Origin of the sequence: Methylobacterium oxalidis (assembly GCF_007992195.1) — a bacterium.
GTDB classification, from domain to species: Bacteria; Pseudomonadota; Alphaproteobacteria; order Rhizobiales; family Beijerinckiaceae; genus Methylobacterium; species Methylobacterium oxalidis.
Window position 1 is genome coordinate 12355 of the sequence record NZ_BJZU01000093.1, and the last position, 25532, is coordinate 37886.

The 25532-nt window shown below is 73.8% G+C and carries 21 protein-coding genes; 17 read left to right on the top strand and 4 right to left on the bottom strand.

Annotation, left to right across the window (positions count from 1 at the left end; translation table 11 throughout):
• Positions 1-247: 247 nt before the first annotated feature.
• The 6 genes from MOX02_RS20835 (at position 248) to MOX02_RS20860 (ending at position 10358) form a co-directional block, all read left to right on the top strand.
• Positions 248-3562, top strand: a complete 3315-nt coding sequence (locus MOX02_RS20835) for a transglutaminase family protein (protein ID WP_174804952.1) — start codon at positions 248-250, stop codon at positions 3560-3562.
• Positions 3559-6078, top strand: a complete 2520-nt coding sequence (locus MOX02_RS20840) for a circularly permuted type 2 ATP-grasp protein (protein ID WP_147027720.1) — start codon at positions 3559-3561, stop codon at positions 6076-6078. Before MOX02_RS20835 ends, MOX02_RS20840 begins: the two co-directional genes overlap by 4 nt.
• A complete protein-coding gene (locus MOX02_RS20845) occupies positions 6075-7061 on the top strand; it encodes a transglutaminase family protein (RefSeq protein WP_147027721.1) in 987 nt (328 codons plus the stop codon). Before MOX02_RS20840 ends, MOX02_RS20845 begins: the two co-directional genes overlap by 4 nt.
• Positions 7062-7197: 136 nt before the next feature.
• A complete protein-coding gene (locus MOX02_RS20850) occupies positions 7198-7473 on the top strand; it encodes an acyl carrier protein (RefSeq protein WP_238179591.1) in 276 nt (91 codons plus the stop codon).
• 93 nt (positions 7474-7566) lie between these two features.
• Positions 7567-9072, top strand: a complete 1506-nt coding sequence (locus tag MOX02_RS20855) for an AMP-binding protein (protein WP_147027722.1) — start codon at positions 7567-7569, stop codon at positions 9070-9072.
• Positions 9072-10358, top strand: coding sequence for a type III PLP-dependent enzyme domain-containing protein (locus tag MOX02_RS20860; RefSeq protein ID WP_147027739.1), 1287 nt, complete (start codon positions 9072-9074; stop codon positions 10356-10358). Before MOX02_RS20855 ends, MOX02_RS20860 begins: the two co-directional genes overlap by 1 nt.
• A 7-nt stretch (positions 10359-10365) precedes the next feature.
• Here MOX02_RS20860 and mntR read toward each other — a convergent pair whose 3' ends face one another.
• Positions 10366-10824 carry a manganese-binding transcriptional regulator MntR gene (gene mntR / locus MOX02_RS20865; RefSeq protein WP_147027723.1) on the bottom strand — a complete coding sequence of 153 codons (459 nt, stop codon included), beginning with the start codon at positions 10822-10824 and terminating at the stop codon, positions 10366-10368.
• 177 nt (positions 10825-11001) lie between these two features.
• Here mntR and MOX02_RS20870 point away from each other — a divergent pair, with 177 nt between their 5' ends.
• The gene (locus MOX02_RS20870; RefSeq protein ID WP_147027724.1) at positions 11002-12351 is read left to right on the top strand and encodes an Nramp family divalent metal transporter; all 1350 of its coding nucleotides are present in this window, start codon (positions 11002-11004) and stop codon (positions 12349-12351) included.
• Between the two features lie 7 nt (positions 12352-12358).
• On the opposite strand, the gene MOX02_RS20875 is transcribed toward MOX02_RS20870, so the two are convergent.
• Positions 12359-14047 (bottom strand): thiamine pyrophosphate-binding protein, encoded by a 1689-nt coding sequence (locus MOX02_RS20875; RefSeq protein WP_147027725.1) that lies wholly within the window; start codon positions 14045-14047, stop codon positions 12359-12361.
• 80 nt (positions 14048-14127) lie between these two features.
• Positions 14128-15012: a LysR substrate-binding domain-containing protein gene (locus MOX02_RS20880; protein WP_174804953.1), complete on the bottom strand. Its 885-nt coding sequence runs from the start codon at positions 15010-15012 to the stop codon at positions 14128-14130.
• Positions 15013-15389: 377 nt separating this feature from the next.
• Here MOX02_RS20880 and MOX02_RS20885 point away from each other — a divergent pair, with 377 nt between their 5' ends.
• The 8 genes from MOX02_RS20885 (at position 15390) to MOX02_RS20920 (ending at position 21815) form a co-directional block, all read left to right on the top strand.
• Entirely contained in the window at positions 15390-16640 is a 1251-nt protein-coding gene (locus tag MOX02_RS20885) for an SLC13 family permease (RefSeq protein ID WP_147027741.1), read from the top strand.
• A gap of 191 nt (positions 16641-16831) precedes the next feature.
• Positions 16832-17233, top strand: a complete 402-nt coding sequence (gene sdhC / locus MOX02_RS20890) for a succinate dehydrogenase, cytochrome b556 subunit (protein ID WP_147027726.1) — start codon at positions 16832-16834, stop codon at positions 17231-17233.
• A gap of 11 nt (positions 17234-17244) precedes the next feature.
• The gene (sdhD, locus tag MOX02_RS20895; protein WP_147027727.1) at positions 17245-17658 is read left to right on the top strand and encodes a succinate dehydrogenase, hydrophobic membrane anchor protein; all 414 of its coding nucleotides are present in this window, start codon (positions 17245-17247) and stop codon (positions 17656-17658) included.
• Positions 17659-17689: 31 nt separating this feature from the next.
• The gene (gene sdhA / locus MOX02_RS20900) at positions 17690-19507 is read left to right on the top strand and encodes a succinate dehydrogenase flavoprotein subunit (RefSeq protein ID WP_147027728.1); all 1818 of its coding nucleotides are present in this window, start codon (positions 17690-17692) and stop codon (positions 19505-19507) included.
• A 28-nt stretch (positions 19508-19535) separates the two neighbouring features.
• A complete protein-coding gene (locus MOX02_RS20905; RefSeq protein WP_147027729.1) occupies positions 19536-19790 on the top strand; it encodes a DUF433 domain-containing protein in 255 nt (84 codons plus the stop codon).
• Positions 19791-19795: 5 nt separating this feature from the next.
• Positions 19796-20152, top strand: coding sequence for a DUF5615 family PIN-like protein (locus MOX02_RS20910; protein ID WP_147027730.1), 357 nt, complete (start codon positions 19796-19798; stop codon positions 20150-20152).
• A 12-nt stretch (positions 20153-20164) separates the two neighbouring features.
• Entirely contained in the window at positions 20165-20968 is an 804-nt protein-coding gene (locus tag MOX02_RS20915) for a succinate dehydrogenase iron-sulfur subunit (protein WP_147027731.1), read from the top strand.
• A gap of 256 nt (positions 20969-21224) precedes the next feature.
• Positions 21225-21815: an AprI/Inh family metalloprotease inhibitor gene (locus MOX02_RS20920; RefSeq protein WP_147027732.1), complete on the top strand. Its 591-nt coding sequence runs from the start codon at positions 21225-21227 to the stop codon at positions 21813-21815.
• 7 nt (positions 21816-21822) lie between these two features.
• Here the strand turns inward: MOX02_RS20920 and MOX02_RS20925 are convergent, their stop codons facing one another.
• Complete coding sequence (locus MOX02_RS20925) at positions 21823-23703, bottom strand: outer membrane beta-barrel protein (RefSeq protein ID WP_373866773.1); 1881 nt, start codon at positions 23701-23703, stop codon at positions 21823-21825.
• 254 nt (positions 23704-23957) lie between these two features.
• Here MOX02_RS20925 and MOX02_RS20930 point away from each other — a divergent pair, with 254 nt between their 5' ends.
• Both MOX02_RS20930 and MOX02_RS20935 read left to right on the top strand, forming a co-directional pair.
• Positions 23958-24986 (top strand): KpsF/GutQ family sugar-phosphate isomerase, encoded by a 1029-nt coding sequence (locus MOX02_RS20930; protein WP_147027733.1) that lies wholly within the window; start codon positions 23958-23960, stop codon positions 24984-24986.
• A gap of 126 nt (positions 24987-25112) precedes the next feature.
• A complete protein-coding gene (locus MOX02_RS20935; protein ID WP_147027734.1) occupies positions 25113-25448 on the top strand; it encodes a hypothetical protein in 336 nt (111 codons plus the stop codon).
• Positions 25449-25532: the final 84 nt, after the last annotated feature.

The following is a 25532-nucleotide window of genomic DNA, read 5'->3' on the forward strand; positions in this document are numbered from 1 at the left end:
CGAGCGACAAGGCGGCTTGCCCGCCAAAGTTCCCGGCAGCCCCGGGGCGTGGCGCCCCGCAGCACGGAACTTGCTTGGCCGGACCTCTCCCCGGCCTGGCCGGGCTCGGGACCCTCGGCCGACTCCGCCCGTGCTATCCTGGCGGGAGAATCCCGGCGGGATCCGGTCCCGTCGGCCTCGAACCCGCAGCGGGCCCATGCCAACGGCCCATGTCCCCGGCCCATGTCCCCGCGAGACCGGAGCGCCCGTGTCGATCAAAGCCGCCCTGCACCACGTCACCCACTACCGCTACGACCGGCCGATCGCCCTCGGGCCGCAGGTGGTGCGCCTGCGCCCGGCGCCGCACGCGCGCACGAAGGTCCCGGCCTACGCCCTCAAGGTGACGCCGGCCAACCACTTCGTGAACTGGCAGCAGGACCCGCACGGCAACTGGCTGGCCCGGCTCGTCTTCCCCGAGCGGACGAGCGAGCTGAAGGTCGAGGTCGACCTCACCGCCGACCTGTCGGTGATCAACCCGTTCGACTTCTTCCTGGAGGAGTACGCCCAGACCTGGCCCTTCGCCTACGCGGAGGACCTCGCCGCCGAGCTCCTGCCCTACCGCCGGCCCGAGGACGCGGACGGGCCGGAGATGGAGGCGTTCCTGAAGCGGCTGCCGCGGGAGAGCGGGACCGTCTCCTTCCTCGTCGCGCTCAACGAGCTCGTGCGGTCCGCGGTCGCCTACGGGGTGCGCATGGAGCCCGGCGTGCAGGCGCCGGCCGAGACCCTGACCCTGGGGAGCGGCTCCTGCCGCGACTCGGCCTGGCTCCTCGTGCAGGTGCTGCGCCGGATCGGCCTCGCCGCCCGCTTCGTCTCCGGCTACCTGATCCAGCTCGTGCCCGACACCACCGCCGTCGACGGGCCGGAGGGCACCAAGACCGACTTCACGGACCTGCACGCCTGGGCCGAGGTCTACCTGCCCGGCGCCGGCTGGGTCGGGCTCGACGCCACATCCGGCCTGTTCTGCGGCGAGGGCCACATCCCGCTCGCCGCGACCCCGCACCACAGCTCGGCCGCGCCGATCTCCGGCCTCGCCGAGCCTGCCGGCGTCGAGTTCGGCTTCGAGATGACGGTGACCCGCGTGGCCGAGGCGCCGCGCATCACCAAGCCCTTCTCGGACGCGGTCTGGGCCGCGATGGACCGGCTCGGCGAGCGGGTCGACGCGGACCTCGCCGCGCAGGACGTGCGCCTGACCATGGGCGGCGAGCCGACCTTCGTGTCGGTGGACGATTTCGAGAGCCCGGAATGGAACGCCGCGGCGGTCGGCCCGACGAAGCGGGCGCTCGCCGACAAGCTGATCCGGCGCCTGCGGGCCCGCTTCGCGCCCGGCGGCATGCTCCATTACGGCCAGGGCAAGTGGTACCCCGGCGAGAGCCTGCCGCGCTGGGCCTTCGCCCTCTACTGGCGCCGGGACGGCGAGCCCGTCTGGCGCGACGCGTCGCTGATCGCCGCCGAGGACGGGCCGCGCGACGCGACCGGGCCGGAGGCCGAGGCCCTGATCGCGGGAATCGCCCGCCGGCTCGAACTGGCGGACTTCGTGATCCCGGCCTACGAGGACCCGACCTACTGGTCCGAGCGGGAGGTGGAGCTTCCCGAGAACGTGACGGCCGCGGCCCCTGAGCTCGCGAGCGCCGAGGACGACGCCCGCATGCGCCGCGTGTTCGCGCGGGGCCTCGGCGAGCCGGCCGGCTACGTGCTGCCGCTCGCCAGCCTGCCCACGGGGCGCGACGGGGGCGGGGACCGGGTCTGGATCTCGGAGCCCTGGGCGTTCCGCCGGGGGCAGGCCCTGCTGACGCCCGGCGACTCGCCGCTCGGCTTCCGCCTGCCGCTCGCCTCGCTGCCGCACGTGCCGCCGGAGCACTACCCCTACTACCAGCCGCAGGACCCGCTGGAGGAGCGCGGGGACCTGCCCGGGACAGAGACGCCCGGGAAGGGTTCGGCCGGGAAGGGATCGCCGGAGGGGCATCCGGGCGCGGCCACCCGCAACGGGGCCGGCGTCACCGGCGTGGCGGTGCGCACGGCGCTCGCCGTCGAGCCGCGGGACGGCATCCTGCACGTCTTCATGCCGCCGCTGCAGCGCGCCGACGAGTACGTGGCGCTCCTCGGCCTCGTCGAGGCGGCCGCCGCCGAGACCGGCCGGAGCGTCCACATCGAGGGCTACGAGCCGCCCTACGACCCGCGCCTCGGCGTCATCAAGGTGACGCCCGACCCCGGCGTGATCGAGGTCAACGTGCACCCGGCCGCGACCTGGCGGGAGGCGGTGGCGATCACGAGCGACCTCTACGCCGACGCCCGCGAGACCCGGCTCGGCGCCCAGAAGTTCATGATCGACGGGCGCCACACGGGGACGGGGGGCGGCAACCACGTGGTGATGGGCGGCGCGAGCCCGGACGATTCGCCCTTCCTGCGCCGGCCCGACCTCCTCAAGAGCCTCGTCCTCTACTGGCAGCGCCACCCCGCCCTGTCCTACCTGTTCTCGGGCCTCTACATCGGCCCGACGAGCCAGGCCCCGCGCATGGACGAGGCCCGCCACGACGGGCTCTACGAGCTCGAGATCGCGCTGGCGCAGGTGCCCGCGCCCGACGACCCCAACATCCCGCGCTGGCTCGTCGACCGGATCTTCCGCAACATCCTCGTGGACGTGACCGGCAACACCCACCGGGCCGAGATCTGCATCGACAAGCTCTACTCGCCGGACGGCCCGACCGGCCGGCTCGGCCTCCTGGAGTTCCGCGGCTTCGAAATGCCGCCGGACCCGCGCATGAGCCTCGCCCAGCAGCTCCTGCTGCGGGCGCTGGTGGCCTGGCTGTGGCGCGAGCCGCAGGGGGGCTCCTGTGTCCGCTGGGGCACGGCCCTGCACGATCGCTTCATGCTGCCGCATTTCCTCTGGGCCGACTTCCTCGGCGTGCTGGAGGATCTCGCCCGCGCGGGCTACGCGTTCGACCCGGCGGCCTTCGCGGCGCAGCGCGAGTTCCGCTTCCCCGTCTTCGGCCGCGTCGAGCACGGCGGCGTCACGCTGGAGCTGCGCCAGGCGCTGGAGCCCTGGCACGTCCTGGGCGAGGAGGGGGCGATCGGTGGCACGGTGCGCTACGTCGACAGCTCGGTGGAGCGCCTGCAGGTCAAGGTCGGCGGCTTCGTGCCGGGCCGCCACGTCATCGCCTGCAACGGCCGGCGCCTGCCCATGACCGGCACCGGCACGGCGGGCGAGGCGGTGGCGGGCCTGCGCTTCAAGGCGTGGCAGCCCGCCTCCTCGATGCACCCGACGATTCCCCCCCACGCGCCGCTCACCTTCGACATCCTCGACGCCTGGAGCGGGCGCGCGCTCGGCGGCTGCCGCTACCACGTCGCCCATCCGGGCGGGCGCAACTACGAGACCTACCCGGTCAACACCTACGAGGCGGAGGGGCGCCGCCTCGCCCGCTTCCAGGCCCAGGGCCACACCCCCGGCCGGGTGGAGATGCCGCGCGAGGAGGGCAACCCCGAGTTCCCGCTCACCCTCGACCTGCGCGTGCCGGCGCCCCGATGAGCGCGGACCGGACGGCGGACGGGGCGGACCCCGCCGAGCGGATCGCCCGCTGGACGGGCGCCTACCGCCCGAGAGCCGGCCTGCCCGACGAGTTCCTCGGGCCGGACGGGCGCCCCCGCGGCGCCTGGCCCGCCCTCCTCGACCGGCTCGGGCGCCTGTCCGAGCGCGAGATCATGGCCCGCTTCGTCTCGGCGGAGCGGCACATCCGTGACGCCGGCATCTCCTATCGGATCTACGGCGACCAGCGCGAGCACGCCTGGCCGCTCGGCTCGCTGCCCCTCGTGATCGAGGCGCGGGAGTGGCGGGACCTCGCCGAGGGCCTCGTGCAGCGGGCCGAGCTGATGGAGGCGATCCTCGCCGACGTCTACGGCCCCGGCCGCCTCGTCGCCGAGGGGCTGCTGCCGGCCGCGCTGGTGGCGGGAAGCCCCGAGTTCCTGCGCCCGCTCCAGGGCGTCGCGCCGCCGGGCGGGCGCTACCTCAAGCTCTACGCCGCCGATATCGGGCGCGGCCCGGACGGGCGCTGGCACGTCCTGGCCGACCGCACGCAGGCCCCCTCCGGCCTCGGCTACGCGCTCGAGAACCGGATGGTGCTGACCCGCGCCTTCCCGGACCTCTACCAGGACCTCCACGTCGAGCGCCTGCCCGCCTTCTTCCAGGCCTTCCGGCAGGCGCTGGCCGCGGGCGCCGAGCGGGCCGAGCCGCGCATCTGCCTGCTCACCTCCGGCCCCTTCTCCTCGACCTACGTCGAGCAGGCCGCGCTCGCCCGCTACCTCGGCCTGATGCTGGTGGAGGGCGACGACCTCGTGATGCAGGACGGGCGACTGCACGTGCGCACCGTCTCCGGCCTGAAGCGCGCCGACGTGCTCTGGCGGCGCATCGACGCCGACTACCTCGACCCGCTGGAGCTGAACCCGGCCTCCCGCCTCGGCATCCCCGGCGTGCTCGAGACCCTGCGCAACGGCAGCCTCGTGATGGGCAACATGCCAGGCTCCGGCATGGTCGAGTCGGGCGCGCTCGCCGCCTACCTGCCGGGCCTCGCCCGGGCGCTGCTCGGCCAGGATCTCCGGCTCGAGAGCCCGCGCACCTGGTGGTGCGGCGACCCGGACGGGCTCGCCCACGTGCGCGACCATCTCGACGGCCTGACGCTCCGGCCAGCCGCGACCCCGACCCGGGGCGCCGGGCGCGACGCGATCCTCGGGCCCTCGGCCATCGCGGCCGAGCGGGCGCGGGTGGTCGAGGCGCTGCGCGACCGGCCCTTCGACTACGTGGGGCAGGAGCCGGCGCCGCTCTCGACCATGCCGGGCTGGGAGCGCACGGACGAGGGCCTGCGCTTCGTGCCCCGGCCCTTCGCCCTGCGCGTCTTCGCGGCGGCCACGCCCGAGGGCTGGCGCGTCCTGCCCGGCGGCTTCTGCCGGATCTCGGAGCGCCCGGACGTCGACCCGATCGAGATGCGCCTCGGCATCCGGGCCGCCGACGTCTGGGTCCTGTCGGACACGCCCGTCGACGCGCCGACGCTGGCCCTCCAGGCGCGCCCCCGCGTGCGCCGCATCGCCGGGCACCTGCCCTCGCGGGCCGCCGACGGCCTGTTCTGGTTCGGCCGCTACACCGAGCGGGCCGAGGCGGTGATCCGCCTCGTCCTGGCCCACCTCGTCAGCGTCGGCGAGGCGGTCGTCACCGACATCACGGGCGACGTCCGGGCCCCGGCCGCCCAGCGCCTGCGCGCGATCCTGGCCGAGTGGGGCGCGGTCAGCGCCCCCGGCCTGCCGACCGCGGCGCTCGCCCGGGAGGCGCTGATCGGGCGCGACATCCACGGCTCGGCCCGCGCCCACACCGAGCGGGCGCGCCGCAACGCCGCGACGCTGCGCACCCGGCTCTCCGGCGAGGCCTGGCGCGTGCTCGCCGACCTCACGGACCTGCTCTCCCTCGACGAGGGGCGCGGCTTCGCCGAGGCGCAGCTCCTCGGCCGTGCCGAGCGGGCGCTCAGCCACCTCGCCGCCCTCTCGGGCCTGACGCAGGAGAACATGAGCCGGGCGGCGGGCTGGCACTTCGTCGATCTCGGCCGGCGCATCGAGCGGGCGATCAACACCTGCTCCTTCGCGATCGCGCTGGCGGGGGACGAGGCCAGCGCCGACGACCTCGGGGTGATGCTCGGCCTGTGCGACTCGCAAGTGACCTACGGCTCGCGCTACATGCAGGGCGTGGCCCTCGAGCCGGTGCGCGACATGGTGCTCCTCGATCCGTTCAACCCGCGCTCGGTCGCCTTCCAGGTGGAGGCGATCCTGCGACACCTCGACGACCTGCCGGCGCTCGCCGCGGACGGCATCCCCGAGCCGCACCGCCGGCTCGCCGCCCGGATCGGCGCCGAGTTCGCGGGCTGCGAGGCGGCCGATCTCGACGGCGTCGCCATGGCGCGCCTGGAGAGCGACCTCGAGCGCCTCGCCGACGCCGTGGCGGGACGCTACTTCCCGAACGGGCCGCAGGGCCTGCGCCCGGAGAAGCTCGCGGGGCTGGCGTGATCTACACGCTGCGCCACCTCACGGCCTACCGCTACCGCCGGCCCGTCCGCTTCGCCCGCTGCTCGATGCGCCTGCGCCCCCGGGACGGCGAGGGCCAGATCGTGCTGGAGAGCCGGGTCACGATCAGCCCGGAGCCGCGCACCCGCACCGTGCGCCGGGACGCCTTCGGCATCGAGACCGTCTCGATCACCCTCGATGCGCCCCACACCGAGTTCCGCGTGGAGGCGCTCTCCCGCGTCGACGTCGCGCGCCCGCCGCTGCCGGAGCCCGAATCCGGCCCCTCCTGGGAGGCGGTGCGCGCGGCCGCGCTCGCCGAGCGCAGCCTCGGCCCGGACGCGCCGGCCCATTTCCTGTTCCCGAGCGCGCGGGTGCCGCTCGTGCCCGCCGTGACGGAGTACGCGCGGGCGAGCTTCCCGCCGGGGCGGAGCGCCTACGGCGGCGCCGTCGAGCTGATGCACCGGATCGGCGCGGATTTCCGGTTCGACGCGAAGGCCACCACGGTCTCGACGCCGCTCGCCGAGTCCTTCGCCCTGCGGGCGGGCGTCTGCCAGGACTTCGCCCACATCATGATCGCGGGCCTGCGCGGCCTCGGCCTGCCGGCGGCCTACATGGGCGGGTACCTGCGCACGACGCCCCCGCCCGGCCGGCCGCGCCTGCGCGGGGCCGACGCGAGCCACGCCTGGGTGGCGCTCTGGTGCGACGGGGTCTGGCACGGCCTCGACCCGACCAATGGCGTCGGCGTGCGGGATCACCATATCGTGGTGGCGCGCGGCCGCGACTACGGCGACGTCTCGCCCATCGACGGCATCGTCACGGCCTCGGGCCCGCAGAAGCTCAGGGTCGAGGTCGACGTGGTGCCGGAGGACGAGCCGATGCCGGAGGAGGGGCCGGTGCCGCAAGGGGCCGAGCAAGGGGTCGAGCAAGGGGCCGAGCACGAGGCCGAGCACGAGGCCGGGATCGCCGAGGAGGCGTTCGTCGCCTGAGAGCGGGCCGGACGTCCGCCGCCGGGCCTCGGGCCCGGCACAGGCATCCGGCAGTCGGGCCCGGCATGGACTTTTGGCCACCGGATCGATATGGCGCGCGGTCCCGGAGCGCGAATCGCGGGGGGGAGACGGACAGGTGCTGGTTCAGACGCAAGCGCGGCAGGCGATCCTCGACTTCATCGCCGGCCGCAATCCCGGCCTCGCGCCCGGTGCCGTGACGGGGCAGACCTCGCTCGTGACGAGCGACGCCCTCGACTCCATCGGCGTGCTCGACCTCGTGCTCGATCTCGGCGAGCGCTTCGGCGTGGAGATCGACGACGCGGCGTTCGACCTCGAGAACTTCGAGAGCGTCGACGCGCTCGCCCGCTACATCGCGGCCCGGTCCGCCCGCCCCGCGCATGCCGCGGCATGAGGCGCGCGGACGCTTCGACACGGCCGCCGCGCGCCCGGCGCTGAGGCGGTCCGGGCCCTCGCGGCCGGCCCCGGCCGGCGCGGGTCCGCGGAGATGACCGCACCCGTCCTGCTGCACGACCTCCTCGACGGCGCCGCCTGCGCGCCGGAGCGCGTCGCGATCGTCGCGGGCGCGCGCAGCCTCAGCTACGGCGACCTCCGCGCCCGGACCGCGGCGCTCGCCGCCCGCCTCGCCGGGGCCGGGGTCGGGCCGGGCGACCGGGTCGGCATCCTCCTGCCGAAATCGATCCCCGAATGCGTGGCGATCTTCGCGATCGCCCGCGCCGGCGCCGTGTTCGTGCCGATCCACCCGTCCCTGCGGCCGGGGCAGGTGCGCCACATCCTGAGCGATTGCGGCGCCGCCGCCCTCGTCACCGACGAGGCCCTCCACGCCGGCTGCGCGGAAGCCCTCGCGGATCTCCCCTTGCGCGTCGTGCGCGATCCCGACGCGCCCGCCGGGACGCCGGCCGGGGCGCCCGAGCGGCCGCGGGCGGACGGCGGCACCCTCGCGGCGATCCTCTACACCTCGGGCTCCACCGGCCTGCCCAAGGGCGTGATGCTGAGCCACGCCAACCTGATCGCCGGCACCCGCATCGTGCGGACCTATCTGAGGATCGGGCCGGAGGAGCGCATCCTCTCGGTGCTGCCCTTCTCGTTCGACTACGGCCTCAACCAGCTCCTCACCTGCGTCGAGCAGGGGGCGACCTGCGTGCTCCTCACGTTCCGCTTCGGCGACGAGGTGGTGCGCGCGCTCGAGGAGCACCGCATCACGGGCCTCGCCGGGGTGCCGACGCTCTGGGCCCTCCTCACCCGCGCGGCGCCGCGCCTCGCCCGGGCCGACCTCTCGGGCCTGCGCTACGTCACGAATTCCGGCGGCGCGGTGCCCGTCGAGACCGTGGCGCGCCTGCGCGCTGCCCTGCCGCACACCCGCATCGTCCTGATGTACGGGCTCACGGAAGCGTTCCGCTCCACCTACCTGCCGCCGGACGAGATCGACGCCCGGCCGGGCTCGATCGGCCGGGCGATCCCCGAGACCGAGATCTTCGCCCTGAACGCGGCGGGCGCGCGCACGCGGCCGGGCGAGCCCGGCATCCTGATGCACCGCGGCCCCACCGTCTCGCTCGGCTACTGGAACCGGCCCGAGGACACCGCCCGCGTGCTGGTGCCGGACCCGTTCGGCCGGGGCGGCCTCGTCTGCCGCTCGGGCGACCTCGTGGTGGAGGACGAGGCCGGCTACTTCACCTTCCTTGGGCGCGAGGACGCGATGATCAAGACGCAGGGGTTCCGCGTCAGCCCCACCGAGGTCGAGGCCGCCCTGATGGAGACCGGCGCCTTCCGGCAGGTGGCGGTGATCGGCCTGCCGGATCCCGGCCTCGGCGAGCGCGTCCACGCGGTGGCGGTGCCGGGCGAGGCGCCCCTGCCGGAGGCGGAGGTGCTCAGGGCCGCGCGCGAGGCGCTCGCGCCCCACATGGTGCCCCGCGCCGTCGAGACGGTGGAGCGGCTGCCGCTCACGCCGAACGGCAAGGTCGACTACAAGCGCCTCGTGGCGGAGCGCCGATGATGGCCGGCACGGACGACCTCGCCGACCGCCTGATCGCCGAGAACTTCGCCCGCGCGGACGGCGCGCTGCGGGTGGGCGGGCTCGACCTGCGGGCGCTCGCCGAGGCCCACGGCACGCCGCTCTTCGTCTACGACGCCGCGCTCCTGCGCCGCGCCTACCGGGCGCTCACGACAGCCGTGGCGGGCTTCGCGGCGGTCGACTACTCGGTGAAGGCGAACCCGAACCCGGCGGTGATCCGGGTCTTCCGCGAGGCCGGGGCCGGCGCCGAGATCGCCTCGGGCGCCGAGTTCGCCGCCGCCCGCGCGGCCGGCGTCCCCGCCGGGCGGATCCTGTTCGCGGGGCCGGCCAAGTCGGACGCCGACATCACCGCGGTCGTCGCCGGCGGCATCGGCGAGATCCACCTGGAGAACGCCGAGGAGATCGCCCGCGTGGCGGCGGCGGCCCCGCCGGGGCGCCCGGTCCGGGTGGCGATCCGGGTCAACCCGGGCGCCGCCGCGCAGGGGGGCGCGATGCGGATGGGCGGCAAGCCCTCGCCCTTCGGCTTCGACGAGGAGGAACTGGAGGCGGTCGTCGACCGGGTCGAAGCCGAGCCGCGGCTGCATCTCTGCGGCCTCCACCTCTTCGCGGGCACGCAGGGGCTGAGCGCGGGCACGCTCCTCGCGCAGTGGGCCTACGGGCTCGACCTCGCGGCGCGCCTCGGCGCGCGCACCGGGCGCCCCCTCGAGACGATCGATCTCGGCGGCGGCCTCGGCATCCCGTACTTCGCGGGCGACGCCCCCCTCGACCTCGGCGCCCTGCGGGACGGGCTCGGTCCCCTGCGGTCGCGCGTCGCGGCCGACCCGCTGCTCGCCCCCGCCCGGATCGTGCTGGAGCCCGGCCGCTTCCTCGCCGGGCCGGCCGGCGTCTACGTCGCCCGGGTGCGGGCCGTGAAGGCGTCCCGCGGCAGCCGCTTCGTGATCACGGACGGGGGCATGCACCACCACCTCGCGGCCTCGGGCAATCTCGGGCAGGTGGTGAAGCGCGACTACCCGGTCGTCGCGGTGGCCGAGGCGCCGGGCGCCGCGCGGGCGCCGGCCGCCGTGGTCGGCCCCCTCTGCACGCCCCTCGACATGCTGGCCCGGGCGGCACCCCTGCCCGATCTCGCCGCGGGCGACCTCGTGGCGGTGCTGCAATCGGGCGCCTACGCGCTCACCGCGAGCCCCACCGGCTTCCTCGGCCACCCGACCCCGGCCGAGGTGCTGGTCGACGACGGCCGCGCCGCGCTGATCCGGCCGCGGGCGGGGTAGGGGACCGTCAGGCGTCCGAGTGCGCCTCCGCGAAGCGCCGGAACGCCTCCAGGGTCTCGCCGCTGACGTGGTGCTCGATGCCCTCGGCGTCGCGCCGTGCGGTCTCGGCGCTGACGCCGAGCGCGCACAGGAAGCGCTCCACGATGCGGTGGCGCTCGCGGCTCTGCTCGGCCAGCGCCTGGCCCGCCTCCGTCAGGAACACGCCCCGGTAGGGCCGCTGCTGCACCAGCCCGTCCTCGGCCAGCCGCTTGAGCATCTTGGCCACCGTCGGCTGGGCGACCCCGAGCCGGGCCGCGATGTCGACCTGCCGCGCCTCGCCCCCGTCCCCGATCAGGTCGGCGATCAGCTCGACGTAATCCTCCACGAGCTCGAGGCGGCGCGCCTCGCGGGCCTGACGGAAGTTCTCGACGTGGACCTCCGGGTCGAGGAGGGCGGGCTCCGGAGCGGCCTGTGGGGTGTCCTGCATGGTGCCGGCTGTCTCCCGCCTCTCCGGGCCCGCCTCGCGCGAGCCTCGTTGCCCTCGCAGACCTTCTAGCAAACCCGAAGGGGGGAGGGGGAGTCCCGTCGCAAGGAACCCCTTGATCTTGAGCACAGGCGCATCATTATAGCTGATGCTATACGAGTCGCGGTGCACGGACGAATCATGCGGGCAGAGACCCTGACGAGAGAGGCGGCGCCCGCGCCGGCCTCGACCCACGCGCGCGAGGGCCTGAGCCGCCGCACGGAGCGGGAGATCCGCGACGTGCTGGACGGGCGCCACCGCGGGCCGGGCCGCTTCCTGCTGTTCACCGGCCCGGCCGTGATGGCCTCGATCGCCTACATGGACCCGGGCAACTTCGCGACGAACATCCAGGCCGGCGCCAAGTACGGATACACCCTCCTGTGGGTGGTGCTGGTGGCCAACCTCGTGGCCATGCTGTTCCAGGCGCTCTCGGCCAAGCTCGGCATCATCACGAACCGCAACCTCGCCGAGGTCTGCCGGGACGAGTTCTCGAAGCCCGTGCGCCTGACCATGTGGGTGGTGAGCGAGCTCGCCGCGATGGCGACCGACCTCGCGGAGTTCCTGGGCGGCGCCATCGGGCTGGCGCTGCTGACCGGCATGCCGCTCTTCGCCGGCATGGTGGTGACCGCGATCGTCACCTACGGGATCCTGCTCCTGGAGCGGGGCGGCTTCCGCTGGATGGAGATCGTGATCGGCGCGATGGTGCTGACGATCGGCCTCTGCTACGCGGTCGAGCTGTTCATCGCGCCGATCTCCTGGGGCGCGGCGGCGAGCGGGCTCACCACGCCGCGCATCCCGGACGCGGAGGCGCTGACCATCGCGGTCGGCATCATCGGCGCCACCGTGATGCCCCACGCCCTGTTCCTGCACTCGGGCCTGACCCAGACCCGTACGGTCGCCCGCGACGATTCCGACCGCCGCCGGCTCCTGCGCTACTCGAACCGCGAGGTGGTGATCGCGCTCGCCATCGCCGGCCTCGTCAACATGTCGATGGTGATCATGGCGGCCTCCGCCTTCCATCTCGGGCACAGCGACGTGGCGGAGATCTCGCAGGCCTACCACACCCTCACGCCGCTCCTCGGCCCGGCCGCGGCCGGGGTGTTCCTGGTCTCGCTGATCGCCTCCGGCGTCTCCTCCTCGGTGGTCGGGACGATGGCGGGGCAGCTCGTGATGCAGGGCTTCGTCGGCTGGCGCATCCCGCTCTGGCTGCGCCGCCTCGTGACCATGGCGCCGGCCTTCGCGGTGATCGCGGTGGGCGTCGACCCGACGCGGGCGCTGGTCCTGAGCCAGGTCGTGCTCTCGCTGGCGCTGCCCGTGCCGATGATCGCCCTCGTCCTCTTCACCCGCCGGCCCGACCTGATGGGCCGCTTCGCCAACGGGCGGCTCACCCAGGCCGCGGCGGTGACGGGCGCGGCCATCGTGCTCGCGCTCAACCTCGTGCTGCTGGCCCAGACCTTCGGCGTGCCGGTGCCGGGGCTGGCGGCGGATTGAGGACCCCTCAGGTCGGGGCGACGATCACCTCCACGAGGTTCGGCACGCCCGAGCGGATGCCGGCCTCCACCGCGGGGGCGACGTCGGCGGCCCGCTCGACCCGGCGGGCGGGCACGCCCATCGAGGCGGCGAGCGCCGGGAAGTCGATGCGCGGGTCGATCAGGTCCATGGCGATGTAGCGGTTGGCCCGCGCCGAGGCGTAGTGGGCCTGCCCCCGCATGAAGCGCTTGAGGATGTTGTACTCGGCGTTGTTGATGACGACGAAGGTCACGGGCAGGCGCTCGTGGGCCGCGCTCCACAGGGCCTGGGGCGAGTACATCGCCGCCCCGTCGCCGACGACGCAGACCACGGGCGCCCGGTCGAGCCCCAGCGAGAAGCCCACCGCGGCGGGCATGCCCCAGCCGAGCACGCCGCCGCGGATCGACGCGTACTGCCGCGTCCAGGCGCTGTGCAGGAAGGTGCGCAGGTGGCCGAGGGTGGCGGGCGCCTCGTCGACGATCGCCGTGTCGGCACCCACCGCCCGCGCGATCTCGCGGGCGGCGACCAGGGGTTGGATGACCGCGTCGGCGAAGGCCGCGTCGGCGGCCGCCGAGAGGCGGGCGCGGCGCTCCTCGTAGCGCGTCACCGCCCCGGCACGCAGCGCCGCGTAGGTCTCGGCCCGGCCCGCGATGCGCGCCTCGAGGAGGGGCTGGAGGGCCGTCAGCGAGGCGCGGATGTCGCCGACCATGGAGAGGGCCGTCGAGTAGGTCCGGCCGAGGTCGCGCACGTCGGCCGACAGCTGGAACACCTGCGTGCCCGGCGGCACCGCCGGCCCCTGCGTGTAGAGCACCGTGATCAGCGACTTGCCGCCGAGCGCGAAGACGGCGTCGTAGGCGCCCAGGATCTCGGCGATCTCGGTGGCCTTGGTGGGCAGGTTGCCGGCCCAGAGCGGGTGCGCCGTGGGGAAGGGGATGTGGGCCGGCCAGGACGAGCCGTAGACCGGGGCGGCCAGGGCGTCGGCGAGGCGCACGGCCTCGGCCGAGGCGTCGCTCGCCTCGATCTCGTCGCCCGCGATGAGGGCGAGCCGCCCCGGCGCGATCCCGGCGAGCCGCTCCGCCAGCCGGTCGAGGGAGCCCGCCACCGCGCAGCGGTCGATGGTCGAGATCTCGCCGGGCGAGGCGTCGGTCATCTGCTCCATCACGTCCATGGGCAGGGACAGGAAGACGGGTCCGGAGGGCGCGGCGCTGCTGTCGTGGAAGGCGCGCCGGAGCAGGATCGGCAGCTGGTCGGCGTGGGTGACCTCGCGGGCCCATTTCACGGTGGGCGCCGCGATGGTGACGAGGTCGCCGAACAGGAGCGGGTCGGTGATGGCGTGCCGCGAATCCTGCTGGCCCGCCGTGACCACGAGGGGCGTGCCCGCGATCTGGGCGTTGAGCAGGTTGCCGAAGCCGTGGCCGAGGCCGCCCGCCGTGTGCAGGTTGAGGAAGGCCGGCCGGCGCGCGCCCTGCGCGTAGCCGTCGGCCATCGCCACCGCGCTCGCCTCCTGCAGCGCCAGCACGTAGGCGATGTCGGGCGCCTCCGTCAGCGCGTCGATGAGCGGCAACTCGGTGGTGCCCGGGTTGCCGAAGATGTAGCGCACGCCCTCGCTGCGCAGCACCTCGACGAGCACCGCCGCGCCGCGGCGCTGCCCGAGGCCCTCGACCGTCTCGATACCCATCGGGCTCGCCTCCTGGCACGCGGGGTACGCCGGGGATCAGGCTACGCCTTCGCGGGGCCGAGGCAACGGCCTCCGCCCCCTCACGCCCGCATCTGCGCCACGAAATCCTGCGCGAAGGCGGGCAGGGCCTCCAGGCTGCGCAGGCACAGGGTGAGGTCGCGGCTCGCCCAGCCGTCGAGGAGGGGCACGACCCGGATCGCCATGAAGCGGGCGGCGCGCCGCGCCGTGGTCTCGGGCACGATGCCGAGGCCGACGCGGCACTCGACGAGGCGGCAGACCGCGTCGAAGCTGCGCAGCTGGACCCGGAGCCGCATCGGTTTGCCGATCCGGGCCGCCTTGTCGGCGAGGAAGCGGGTGATCGCGCTCATCCGGTCGAGGCCGACGAGGTCGTAGGCGAGCACCTCCGCGAAGGCGGCGGCCTCCCGCCCGGCGAGCGGGTGGTCGGCGGCCGCCACGAGGACGAAGCGGTCCTGCCGGAACGGGAAGGTCTGGAGCGCGCCGGTGTCGACGGTGCCGGCCACGATGCCGAGGTCGGCCGCGCCCTCGGCGACGAGGCCGACGATCTCGTCCGAGGTGCGCTCGTCGATGTCGACGCTGACGCCGGGGTGGCGGGCGAGGTAGGCCGAGAGCACCTCCGGCAGGAATTCGGTGAGCGCGTTGGTGTTCGAGAGGATCCGGATCTGCCCCGCCGTGCCGCCCGAGTAGGCCGACATCTCCTCGCGCATCCGCTCGATGTCGGCGAGCAGGGTGCGGGCGTGGGCCAGCAGCGTCCGCCCGGCCGGCGTCGGGGTCACGCCCTGGCGGTTGCGCACGAGGAGGGCGGCGCCGAGGCTGTCCTCCATCGCCCGGATCCGGGCCGAGGCCGCGGCGAGGGCGAGGTTCGCCCGCTCGGCCCCGTGCGTGATCGAGCCCGCCTCGACCACGTGCCGGAACAGGCCGAGATCGACGATATCGAAGCGCAGCATCGGCTCCGTCCCCGGTTAATCCCGCGCCGGCTTGCGCGTTCGGCGAAGGCTCCCGCATCGTGAGGCCGGCGCCACGCCGGCGAAAGCCCGCCTCTCCGCTGGTATGCCACGGGGGGCGAAGAATTGGTTACATTGTCCAGCCTTCGTCAGCCACGAAGGCTCCGTCGCGCGATCCCGAATTGCGAATGCGTCCGGTTCGCGAGAAGAGTCCGCCTCGCGAGGTGCCGGCACGGGCGCCCGCCGGTTCCATGTCTCACGGATCCTCTCGGCCGATGCTGGCTCAGGCTCCCACGGACGGCGTCCTCCTCGGCTGGCTCTCGGGCCAGGCCGGCGGGGAGGCCGCCCTCCTCATCACGGCCGGGCTGCTCGTGCTCTGCATGGGGCTCTGGGCCACCGCGAGCGTGGCCGAGGTGGTCACGGCGATGCTGTTCTTCGCGGCCGCCATGCTGTTCCGCCTGGGCGCGCCCTCGACCGTGTTCTCGGGCTTCGCCTCCTCGGCCTTCTGGCTGGTGCTGAGCGGCATGGTGGTGGGGCTCGCCATGACCCGCACGGGCCTCGGCGCCCGCCTCGCCCGCTCGCTGAGCGGGCATCTCGGCGGCTCCTACCCGCGCCTCATCGCGGGGCTGACGGCCTTCTCCTTCGCGCTCGCCTTCGTGATGCCCTCCAATCTCGGGCGCATCGCGCTCCTCGTGCCCGTGGTGCTCGCGCTCTGCGACGCGTTCGGGCTAGCGGCGGGCCGGAAGGGGCGCGCGGGCGCGGTGCTCGCCGTCGGCATCGCGACGCCGATCCTGTCGGCGGCGATCCTGCCCGCCAACGTGCCGAACCTCGTCATGGCCGGCACCGCGGAGGTGCAGCACGGCCTGCACCTCGCCTACCTGCCCTATCTCTGGCTGCACGCGCCGGTCCTGGCGGTGGTGAAGGGCGCGCTCCTCGTCTGGCTGACGCTCCGGATCTTCCCGGACCGGCTGGAGACGCCGGGGGCGAGCCTGCCGCCGCTGCCGCCCCTCTCGGGCGAGGAGCGGCGCCTCGCGCTGATCCTCGTCTTCACGCTCGCGCTCTGGGTCACCGACAGCCTGCACCACATCGCGCCGGCCTGGGTCGGCCTCTCGGCGGCGGTGATCTGCCTTCTGCCGCGGGTCGGCGTGCTGCGGGCCGAGGCGTTCGGGGCGGTGAACCTGCGCACCTGCTTCTACATCGCCGCGCTCCTCGGCCTCGTCGCCCTCGTCAACGAGACCGGGCTCGGGGCGCGCCTCGGGCACGCGCTCCTCGCGGTGGCGCCGCTCGAGCCCGACGCCCCCGCCCGGAACTTCGGGGTGCTGACCCTGATCGCCAGCGCGCTCGCCCTCGTCGTCACCGCGAACGGGGCGCCGGCCCTCTACACGGCGCTCGCCTCCGAGATGTCGCGGGCCACGGGGCTCGACCTGATGAGCGTCGTGATGGTGCAGGTCGTCGGCTACTCGACCCTGTTCCTGCCCTACCAGGCGCCGCCCATCGTCTTCGCGAGCGATCTCGGCCGCGTCTCGCTCGCCGACGCCACGCGCCTCACCCTGGCGCTCGGCCTCGCGTCGCTGATCGTGGTGGCGCCCCTCGACTACCTGTGGTGGCGAATCCTGGGGCAGCTGCCGTGAGCCGCATGACAGATCGCGGCCGGTATCAAGCCGAGGCGGCGGGTTCCCGGCCGCGTGTCGCATTGCCGCTTGCGCTGCACCGCACGAGCGGTACGTGAGTTTTAGAGACAGTCCAGTTTTCGAGCCCCGATCTTCACGTCCCGATCTTCGCGCCCCGTCGTCACGTCCGCTCTCGAGCCCCGAGGAACCGCATGGCCCCCACCGCCAGACCCACGGTCGCCCAGCCGCTCTCGCCCCACCTCCAGATCTACCGCTGGACCTGGACCATGGCGATGTCGGTGTTCCACCGGATCACCGGCACGGCGCTCTACGGCGGCTCGGCGCTCGTGGCGGTCTGGCTGGTGGCCCTGGCCTCGGGGCCGGCCGCCTACGCCTGGGTGGCGTGGTTCTTCGGCTCGTGGGTCGGGCTCCTCGTCCTGTTCGCCTACACCTGGGTGCTGATGCACCACATGCTGGGGGGCCTGCGCCACTTCGTGTGGGATTTCGGGGTCGGGCTGGAGCGGGGCGAGCGCCTGTGGCTCTCCCGCGGCACGCTGATCGGCTCGGTCGCGCTCACGGTCGCGATCTGGGCGCTCGCCCTGATCCTGCGCTGAGGGAGGACCCGATGGCCGACAACCGCCAGAACACGAACCTCTCGATCCGCACCCCCCGCGCCCGGGTCCGGGGCCTGGGTCCGTCCGGCCACGGCGCCGAGCACTGGTGGCTGCAGCGCCTGACCGCGGCCGCGAACGCGCCGCTGATGCTCGCCTTCGTGGTGATCGTCGCGCTGATGGCCGGGCGGCCCTACCCGGAGGCCGTGGCGCTGATGGGCCACCCGGCCGCGGCGCTGATCCTGATCCTCGCGGTGATCTCGGTGACGCTGCACATGCGGCTCGGCATGCAGGTGATCATCGAGGACTACGTCCACGACAAGGGCCTGCGCATCGCCGCCTTGTTCGCCAACAACTTCTACGCGGTCGTCGTCGCCGTGGCCTGCCTCTACGCGATCCTGCGCGTGGGCCTCGCCCGCCTCGCCTGACCCCGGACACCGACAGAGCAAGGAGCCGTCCATGGCCGCCAACGCAACGAACGGGACTGGGCCCGCCTACACGATCCACGACCACAGCTTCGACGTGGTCGTGGTCGGCGCGGGCGGCGCGGGGCTGCGCGCCACGGTGGGCTGCTCGCAGGCGGGCCTGCGCACCGCCTGCATCACCAAGGTCTTCCCGACGCGCTCGCACACGGTGGCGGCGCAGGGCGGCATCTCGGCCTCCCTCGGCAACATGGGCCCGGACGACTGGCGCTGGCACATGTACGACACCGTGAAGGGCTCGGACTGGCTCGGCGACCAGGACGCGATCGAGTACCTCGTGCGCAACGCCCCCGCGGCCGTCTACGAGCTGGAGCACTGGGGCGTGCCCTTCTCGCGCACGGAGGAGGGCAAGATCTACCAGCGGCCCTTCGGCGGCATGACCACCGACTACGGCAAGGGCACGGCCCAGCGCACCTGCGCGGCGGCCGACCGCACCGGCCACGCCATGCTCCACACCCTCTACGGGCAGGCGGTGAAGAACCACACCAACTTCTTCATCGAGTACTTCGCCCTCGACCTGATCATGGACGAGGACGGCCGCTGCCGCGGCGTCATCGCGATCGACCAGGCGTCGGGCGAGATCCATCGGTTCCGCGCCCAGATGACGGTGCTCGCCACCGGCGGTTACGGCCGCTCCTACTTCTCGGCGACGTCGGCCCACACCTGCACGGGCGACGGCAACGCCATGGTGCTGCGCGCCGGCCTGCCGCTGCAGGACATGGAGTTCGTGCAGTTCCACCCGACCGGCATCTACGGCGCCGGCTGCCTGATCACCGAGGGCGCGCGGGGCGAGGGCGGCTACCTGACGAACGCCGAGGGCGAGCGCTTCATGGAGCGCTACGCGCCGTCGGCCAAGGACCTCGCCTCCCGCGACGTGGTCTCGCGCTCGATGACCATGGAGATCCGCGCGGGGCGCGGCGTGGGCAAGGGCGGCGACCACATCTTCCTGCACCTCGACCATCTCGACCCGAAGATCCTGCACGAGCGCCTGCCGGGCATCTCGGAATCGGCCAAGATCTTCGCGGGCGTCGACGTGACCCGGGAGCCGATCCCGGTCCTGCCGACCGTGCACTACAACATGGGGGGCATCCCCACGAACTATCACGGCGAGGTGCTGACCCTGAAGGACGGCAACCCCGACACGGTGGTGCCCGGCCTGATGGCGATCGGCGAGGCGGCCTGCGTCTCGGTGCACGGGGCGAACCGCCTCGGCTCGAACTCGCTGATCGACCTCGTGGTGTTCGGCCGCGCCTCGGGCCTGCGCTGCGCCGAGATCGTCGAGGCGAACGGCCGCCAGCCGGAATTGCCCAAGGGCTCGGCCGACAAGGCGCTCGCCCGCCTCGACCGCTTCCGCTACGCCGACGGCGGCACGCCGACCGCGGAGCTGCGCCTGGAGATGCAGAAGACCATGCAGAACAACTGCGCGGTCTTCCGCACCGGCGAGGTGCTGGAGGAGGGCAAGGGCCTGATCCACAAGGTCTGGAACGCGGCCGCCGACATCCGCATCACCGACCGCTCGCTGGTCTGGAACACGGACCTCCTCGAGACGCTGGAGTTCGACAACCTGATCGGCCAGGCGGTCGTCACCATGGAATCGGCGGCCAACCGCAAGGAGAGCCGCGGCGCGCACGCCCGCGAGGACTTCCCCGACCGGGACGACCGGGAGTGGATGAAGCACACCCTCTCCTGGCTCGACGAGTCGAGCCATCAGGTCGCGATCGATTACCGGCCGGTCCACACCTACACGATGTCCAACGAGATCCAGTACATCGAGCCGAAGGCGCGGGTGTACTGAGATCTCGGAGCTGCGGGCGGAGACCGCGATGACCCGAACCGTCAAAGGCTTTCAGCGCATCACGGTCGACCCCGCGGTGATGGGCGGCAAGGCCTGCATCCGCGGCATGCGCGTCACGGTCGGGATGATCCTCGGCAATCTCGGGGCCGGGGTCAGCATCGAGGACCTGCTGCGGGGCTACCCCTATCTGGAGCGCGAGGACGTGCCGGAGGCGATCCGGTATGCCGCGCGGCTCGCCCAGGCCCGAGAGGTCGAAGTCGAGCCGGCCGCGAGAGGTTCCTGATCGACATGAATCTCTCGACCGACTGGGTCCCCTATCTCGCGGGTCTGGGCCATGACGCCGTTCACTGGGCGAGCGTCGGGCGGCCGGACACGGCCGACGCGGACATCCTGGCCTGGGCGCGGGCGCAGGATCGCGTGATCCTGACCAACGATCTCGACTTCGGCACGATGCTCATCGTCTCCGGCGCGCAGACGCCGAGCGTCGTCCAGCTTCGCACCGACATCACCCTGGCCGCCCATGTCGGCCCGCTCGTCGCACAGGCGGTTCTGCAGACGGCATCCGCGCTCGGCTCCGGCGCCCTCGTGACGGTCGAGACGGGACGCGTGCGGCTTCGTCCTCTGATCCCCGATCCGGAAGTTTAAGGCTCTCTCCTCATGGCCCAGTTCACCCTTCCCAAGAACTCCCAGCTCCGCGAGGGCAAGTCCTGGCCCGCGCCGGCGGGCGCGACGAACCTCACCGAGTTCCGCGTCTACCGCTGGAACCCGGACGACGGCGAGAACCCGCGCATCGACACCTACCAGGTCGACCGGGAGGATTGCGGGCCGATGGTCCTCGACGCGCTCCTGTGGATCAAGAACAAGGTCGACTCGACGCTGGTCTTCCGCCGCTCCTGCCGCGAGGGTATCTGCGGCTCCTGCGCCATGAACATCGAGGGCCAGAACGCGCTCGCCTGCACCATGGGCATCGACGCCTGCAAGGAGCACGCGGGCGGGCGCAAGACGCCGGCCGTGCGGATCTACCCGCTGCCGCACATGCCGGTCCTGAAGGACCTCGTGCCGGACCTGACGAACTTCTTCGCCCAGCACGCGGCGATCGAGCCCTGGCTGCAGACCGAGACGCCGGCGCCCGAGGCCGAGTGGAAGCAGACGCCCGAGGACCGCGCCCGCCTCGACGGGCTCTACGAGTGCATCCTGTGCGCCTGCTGCACCACGAGCTGCCCGAGCTACTGGTGGAACGGCGACCGCTTCCTCGGCCCGGCGGCCCTGCTCCAGGCCTACCGCTGGCTGATCGACTCGCGCGACGAGAACACCGGCGAGCGCCTCGACGGGCTGCACGACCCGTTCCGGCTCTACCGCTGCCACACCATCATGAACTGCGCCAACACCTGCCCGAAGAACCTGAACCCGGCCAAGGCGATCGCCGAGATCAAGAAGATGATGATCGCCCGCGCGGTCTGATCCCGCGCCTCCGGTCCCGGCGCGCCCGCCCGGCGGGGCGCCCGGTGAGGGGCGCTCACCCGGTGAGGGGCGCTCACCCGGTGAGGCGCGCCCGCCACACCGCCCCGAAAACCGGCCCTTCCCCCGCGATCCCCGCACGGCGGGGCCGCCTCCGCCTTGCGGGCAGCGCATTTGCCGGTGAGGCAGGCGGGCGAATGCGCCCCGCGACGGCGCGCGCCGGGCGCGCGCCTCACGGGCCTCCAGGGGAAGTGGATCGATGCCGCGCCAGTTGCTGTCGTCTCTCGCCGTCGCCGCGCTCGCCGTGGGCCTGTCCGCCTGCGGCACCTCGCGCTTCGACGGGCCCCGCGCGCGGGCGGGCGTCGGCCCGCAGGCGGCGCTCGAGCCGACCGTGCCGGCCGTGCCCTCCGGCGCCGTGACGGCGGCCCCGCTCGCCCCCCCGCCCGGCGCCAGCGCCGCCCCGGACGGGCCACCGCCCGTCGGCGGCGAGGTCGCGGCCGTGGCGCCGGGCTCGAACGTCATCGCCGAGCCGGTGGCGCCGCCGCCCCCGCCGCCGCCGGTGGTGGCCACCGGCCGCTCGGCCGTCGTCGGGAGCTGGACCGCCCGGGACGCCGCGGGCGCGAGCTGCAAGGTGTCGCTGTCGAGCGCGCCGGCACTCGACCTCTACAAGGCCTCCGCCGCGGGCTGCGCCAACAAGGACCTCGCCAAGGTCACGGCCTGGGACTACCGGGACGGCGAGGTCTACCTCTACCAGGCCGGCGGCACCGTCGCGGCGCGCCTGCGCCAGGGCGGCGGCGCGCTCGACGGGGCGCTCACCAAGTCCGGCGCCTCGCTCGCGCTGGTGCGCTGAAGCGGGCTCAGGGGTTCACCCGCATGCCGAACAGCAGGGTGTTGTCCTTGAAGCTCGCGCCCGAGACCGTGCTGTCAATCTGCTGGTAGATGTAGCTGCCGCGGAACGTCAGCCAGCGGTTGAAGCGATAATCGAGGCGGGCGGTGGCCGAGAAGCCCGTCTCGCGGATCGCCGTGCCCTCGTACTCGTTGCGCAGCAGGGCGCCGCCGAGCGTGATCGAGAGGTTGCGCAGGAGGTCGTGCTGCACCTCGAGCGTGGTCGCCTCGGTCAGGATGCCGCTCGATCCCTGCACCGCCGTCTCGGTCACGCCCGTCACCGCCCCGAAGCGCACGGTGGTGAGCGGGCTCGCCGACCAGACGAGCGCCGCGTTGAGGAGCGGCGCGTCGATGTCCCTGAGCGACGGGTCGACGTAGGTGCGGTGCTGCCAGCCCGCCGAGATCTCGCCCGCGAGGAAGCGGTTGAGCGCGAAGGTGGCGCCCGCCGTGATGCCGATCCCGTCCGAGTCGCGGCGCAGGCCCGTCGAGTCCCGCCGCAGGTCGTAGACCCGGGTATCCGCCAGGATGTCCACGAACGGCGTGATCACCGGCGATATCTCGTAGGCGGTGCGCAGGCGCAGGCCGTACTGGTTCAGGTTGCGGTCCGACTGGGGCAGGACCGTGCCGTTCGAGAGGCGCGCATCCTCGAATTCCGAGCGGTCGACCGAGCCCCGCAGCGACACCTGGAGCCGGTTGAAGTTCTGGGTGGCGCCGAGCGCGGTGCCGTAGGTCGCCACGATCGGCCGCGAGACCGCCGCCGCCTGCAGGTCGGGGCTGCTGGTGCGCTGCGTGTCGACGAGGAAGCGGCCCTCCACGTCGACGCGCAGGTCGCGGTTGGCGTCGAGGCGCAGGCGCACGGCGCCCGCCCCGTTCGGCCGGCTCGCGGCGTCGTTCTCGGGGAAGTTCGAGTAGCCGCCGCGCAACTCGCCGGCCAGCTCGCTCGCCGACCAATCGCTGCGGAAGTTGAGCTCGCCCTCGCTCCGGAGCGCCACCGAGCCCCGGGCGAGGCCGTTCGTGGTCTGGTCCGGGTTGGTGTCGTAGCCGAGGCTCTGCGTGAAGGCGGGGAAGAGCGTGAAGGTGCCGAGCTTGATGCCGAGCGGCGCGTAGGCGTCGTCGGTGGCGAGCGGCCGGCGCAGGGCGTTGGCCAGCAGGGCGCCCGGGGTCTGCAGGCCGAGGATCGGCGCGAAGGCGGGCGAGAGCGCGGGCAGGGGCACGCCGACGACCGCGTTCTGCACCACCGGCGTCAGGCGGAGCGCGGGCGGGGGGATCTGCGTCGCCTGCTGCGTGATCCGCCGCGTCGCCGTGCCGATCCGCCGGGGCGGGGCCGCGCGCTGGCGCAGCAGGGTCGAGAGGGCGCGGTTGCTGGCCTCGAGCCCCGTGACGGCGGCGGTCCGGCCGGTGAGGCGGGCCTGCGTGCCGGGGCTCGGCGCGGCCCGGCCGGTGGCGCTGCCGGCCGAATCCTCGCCCTCGGCGGCGTTGCCGCCGAGGGCGGACCGCGGCGCGCCCGGGTCTCGGCCGGACTCGCGGCCCGTGCGCAGGGCCGGCAGACCGTCCTGGCCGGTCTGCAGGCCGGCGCCGGGATTGTCGGGCTGGCCGGTGACCGGGCTCGCGGCGGTGAAATTGGGGCTCTGGGCCTGCGCGGCGCCGAGGGTGGCCAGGGTGGCGGCGAGCAGGGTGAGCCCGGCGAGGGAGGGCCCGGCAAGGCAGGATCCGGCAAGGCAGGATCCGGCAAGGCAGGATTGGGCAAGGCGGGATCCGGCAAGGCGGGATCCGGCAGGGGACGGCCCGGCGGTCGCGCCGAGCCTGCCGCCCGGCGCCCGGCTCACACCCGCGATCGGCCTGCCCCGCTTCACCGGCCCCTGTCCCCCGCCTGTGCCGGCCCGCGACGGGGCCCCCGCGCGGTTCCCGGCCCCGCGCGCAAACCGGGCGGGCCGGAACGGCCGCAGCTTGATCGTCGGTAAACGAACAGGGTTAGCGGCCCCTTAACGGGCCCGCAGGCCAAGCCGGGGCGCGGCCCCGCTGCGACCACATTCGCCGGCCAAGGATCCGGCCGGACGGGGCCCCCGCGGTCCCGGCACGGCGGAACGGCGAGGGGAGAGGCCCGCGGATGGCCCTGGCACAGCGGATCGGCGAGCGCGACGAGGCGTCGGAGACCCGCGAGGGAACGGCCGGGGCGGCCGTCGCCTCGGCGCTTCGCACCATCGGCACCGAGCGCGAGGGCCTCGCCTGCCTGATGGAGGCGGTGGCGGACGGGCTCGCCCCCCCCTTCGCCGCGGCGGTGGAGCGGATCGGCCGGGCGCGGGGCCGCTGCATCCTGACGGGCATGGGCAAATCGGGCCATATCGGCCGCAAGATCGCGGCGACGCTCGCCTCCACGGGCACGCCCGCCCTCTACGTCCACCCCGCCGAGGCGAGCCACGGCGACCTCGGCATGGTCCAGCCCGACGACGTGGTGGTGGCGCTGTCGTGGTCCGGCGAGACCACGGAGCTCGCCGACATCATCGGCTACGCCAAGCGCTACCGGGTCGGGCTCGTGGCCATCACCTCGAACCCCGCCTCGACGCTCGGGCGCGAGGCCGACGTCTGCCTGACGCTGCCGAAGGCGCGGGAGGCCTGCCCGAACGGGCTCGCCCCGACGACCTCCACCGCCATGCAGCTCGCGCTCGGCGACGCGCTCGCCGTGGCGCTCTTGGAGGCGCGCGGCTTCTCGGCCCGCGAGTTCTCGATCTACCATCCGGGCGGGCGCCTCGGCGCCTCGCTGCGGCAGGTGCGGGAGGTCATGCATTCCGGCGCGCAGCTCCCCCTCGTACCGCGCGGCACGCCGATGCGGGCGGCCATCGCCGAGATCGACGCCAAGGGCTTCGGCTCGGTGATCGTGGTCGAGGCGGACGGGCGGCTCGCCGGCATCGTCACGGACGGCGACCTGCGCCGCAACGTCCTGCGCACCGACCTCGACCGCGTCAGCGTCGAGGCGGTGATGAGCGCGAGCCCGCGCACGGTCAGCCCCGAGACCCTGCTGGCCAAGGCGCTGGAGATCCAGGAATCCATGAAGATCACGGCGCTGATCGTCGTGGAGGCGGGCCGCCCGGTCGGCCTCGTGCACTACCACGACCTGCTCCGCTCCGGCGTCGCCTGACCTTAAAGGTTTCACGATCGCGCGATCCTGAGCAGTAAACGCTCTAACGCTTTACTTGGAACGACAGTCGATCTGCGCTACGCCCAAGCTCGGCCGGAACAGCGGCCGATTCGGGGGACTATCACGATGCGCATCACGTCTCTGCTCGCCGCGCTCGGCGCGTCCGGGCTGCTTCTGCTTGCCGCGGAGGCCGCGACCGCCGCCAACCGCCACGTCGACATCGTCAACAAGACCGGCATGGCGATCAAGCACTTCTACGCCTCGACCACCGGCACCGACGAGTGGGAGGAGGACATCCTCGGCCGGGACGTGATCGAGCACGGCGAGACCTTCGACATCAACATCGACGACGGCTCGGGCGCGTGCCGCTACGACTTCAAGGCCGTGTTCGAGAACGGCCAGTCGCTGGTGCGCAACAACGTCAACGTCTGCCAGATCAGCACCTTCACCTACACCCGCTGAGGGCTTGCACCCGCTGAGGACTTGCACCCGCTGAGGGCTTGCACCCGCTGAGGACTTGCACCCGCTGAGGGCTTGCACCCGCTG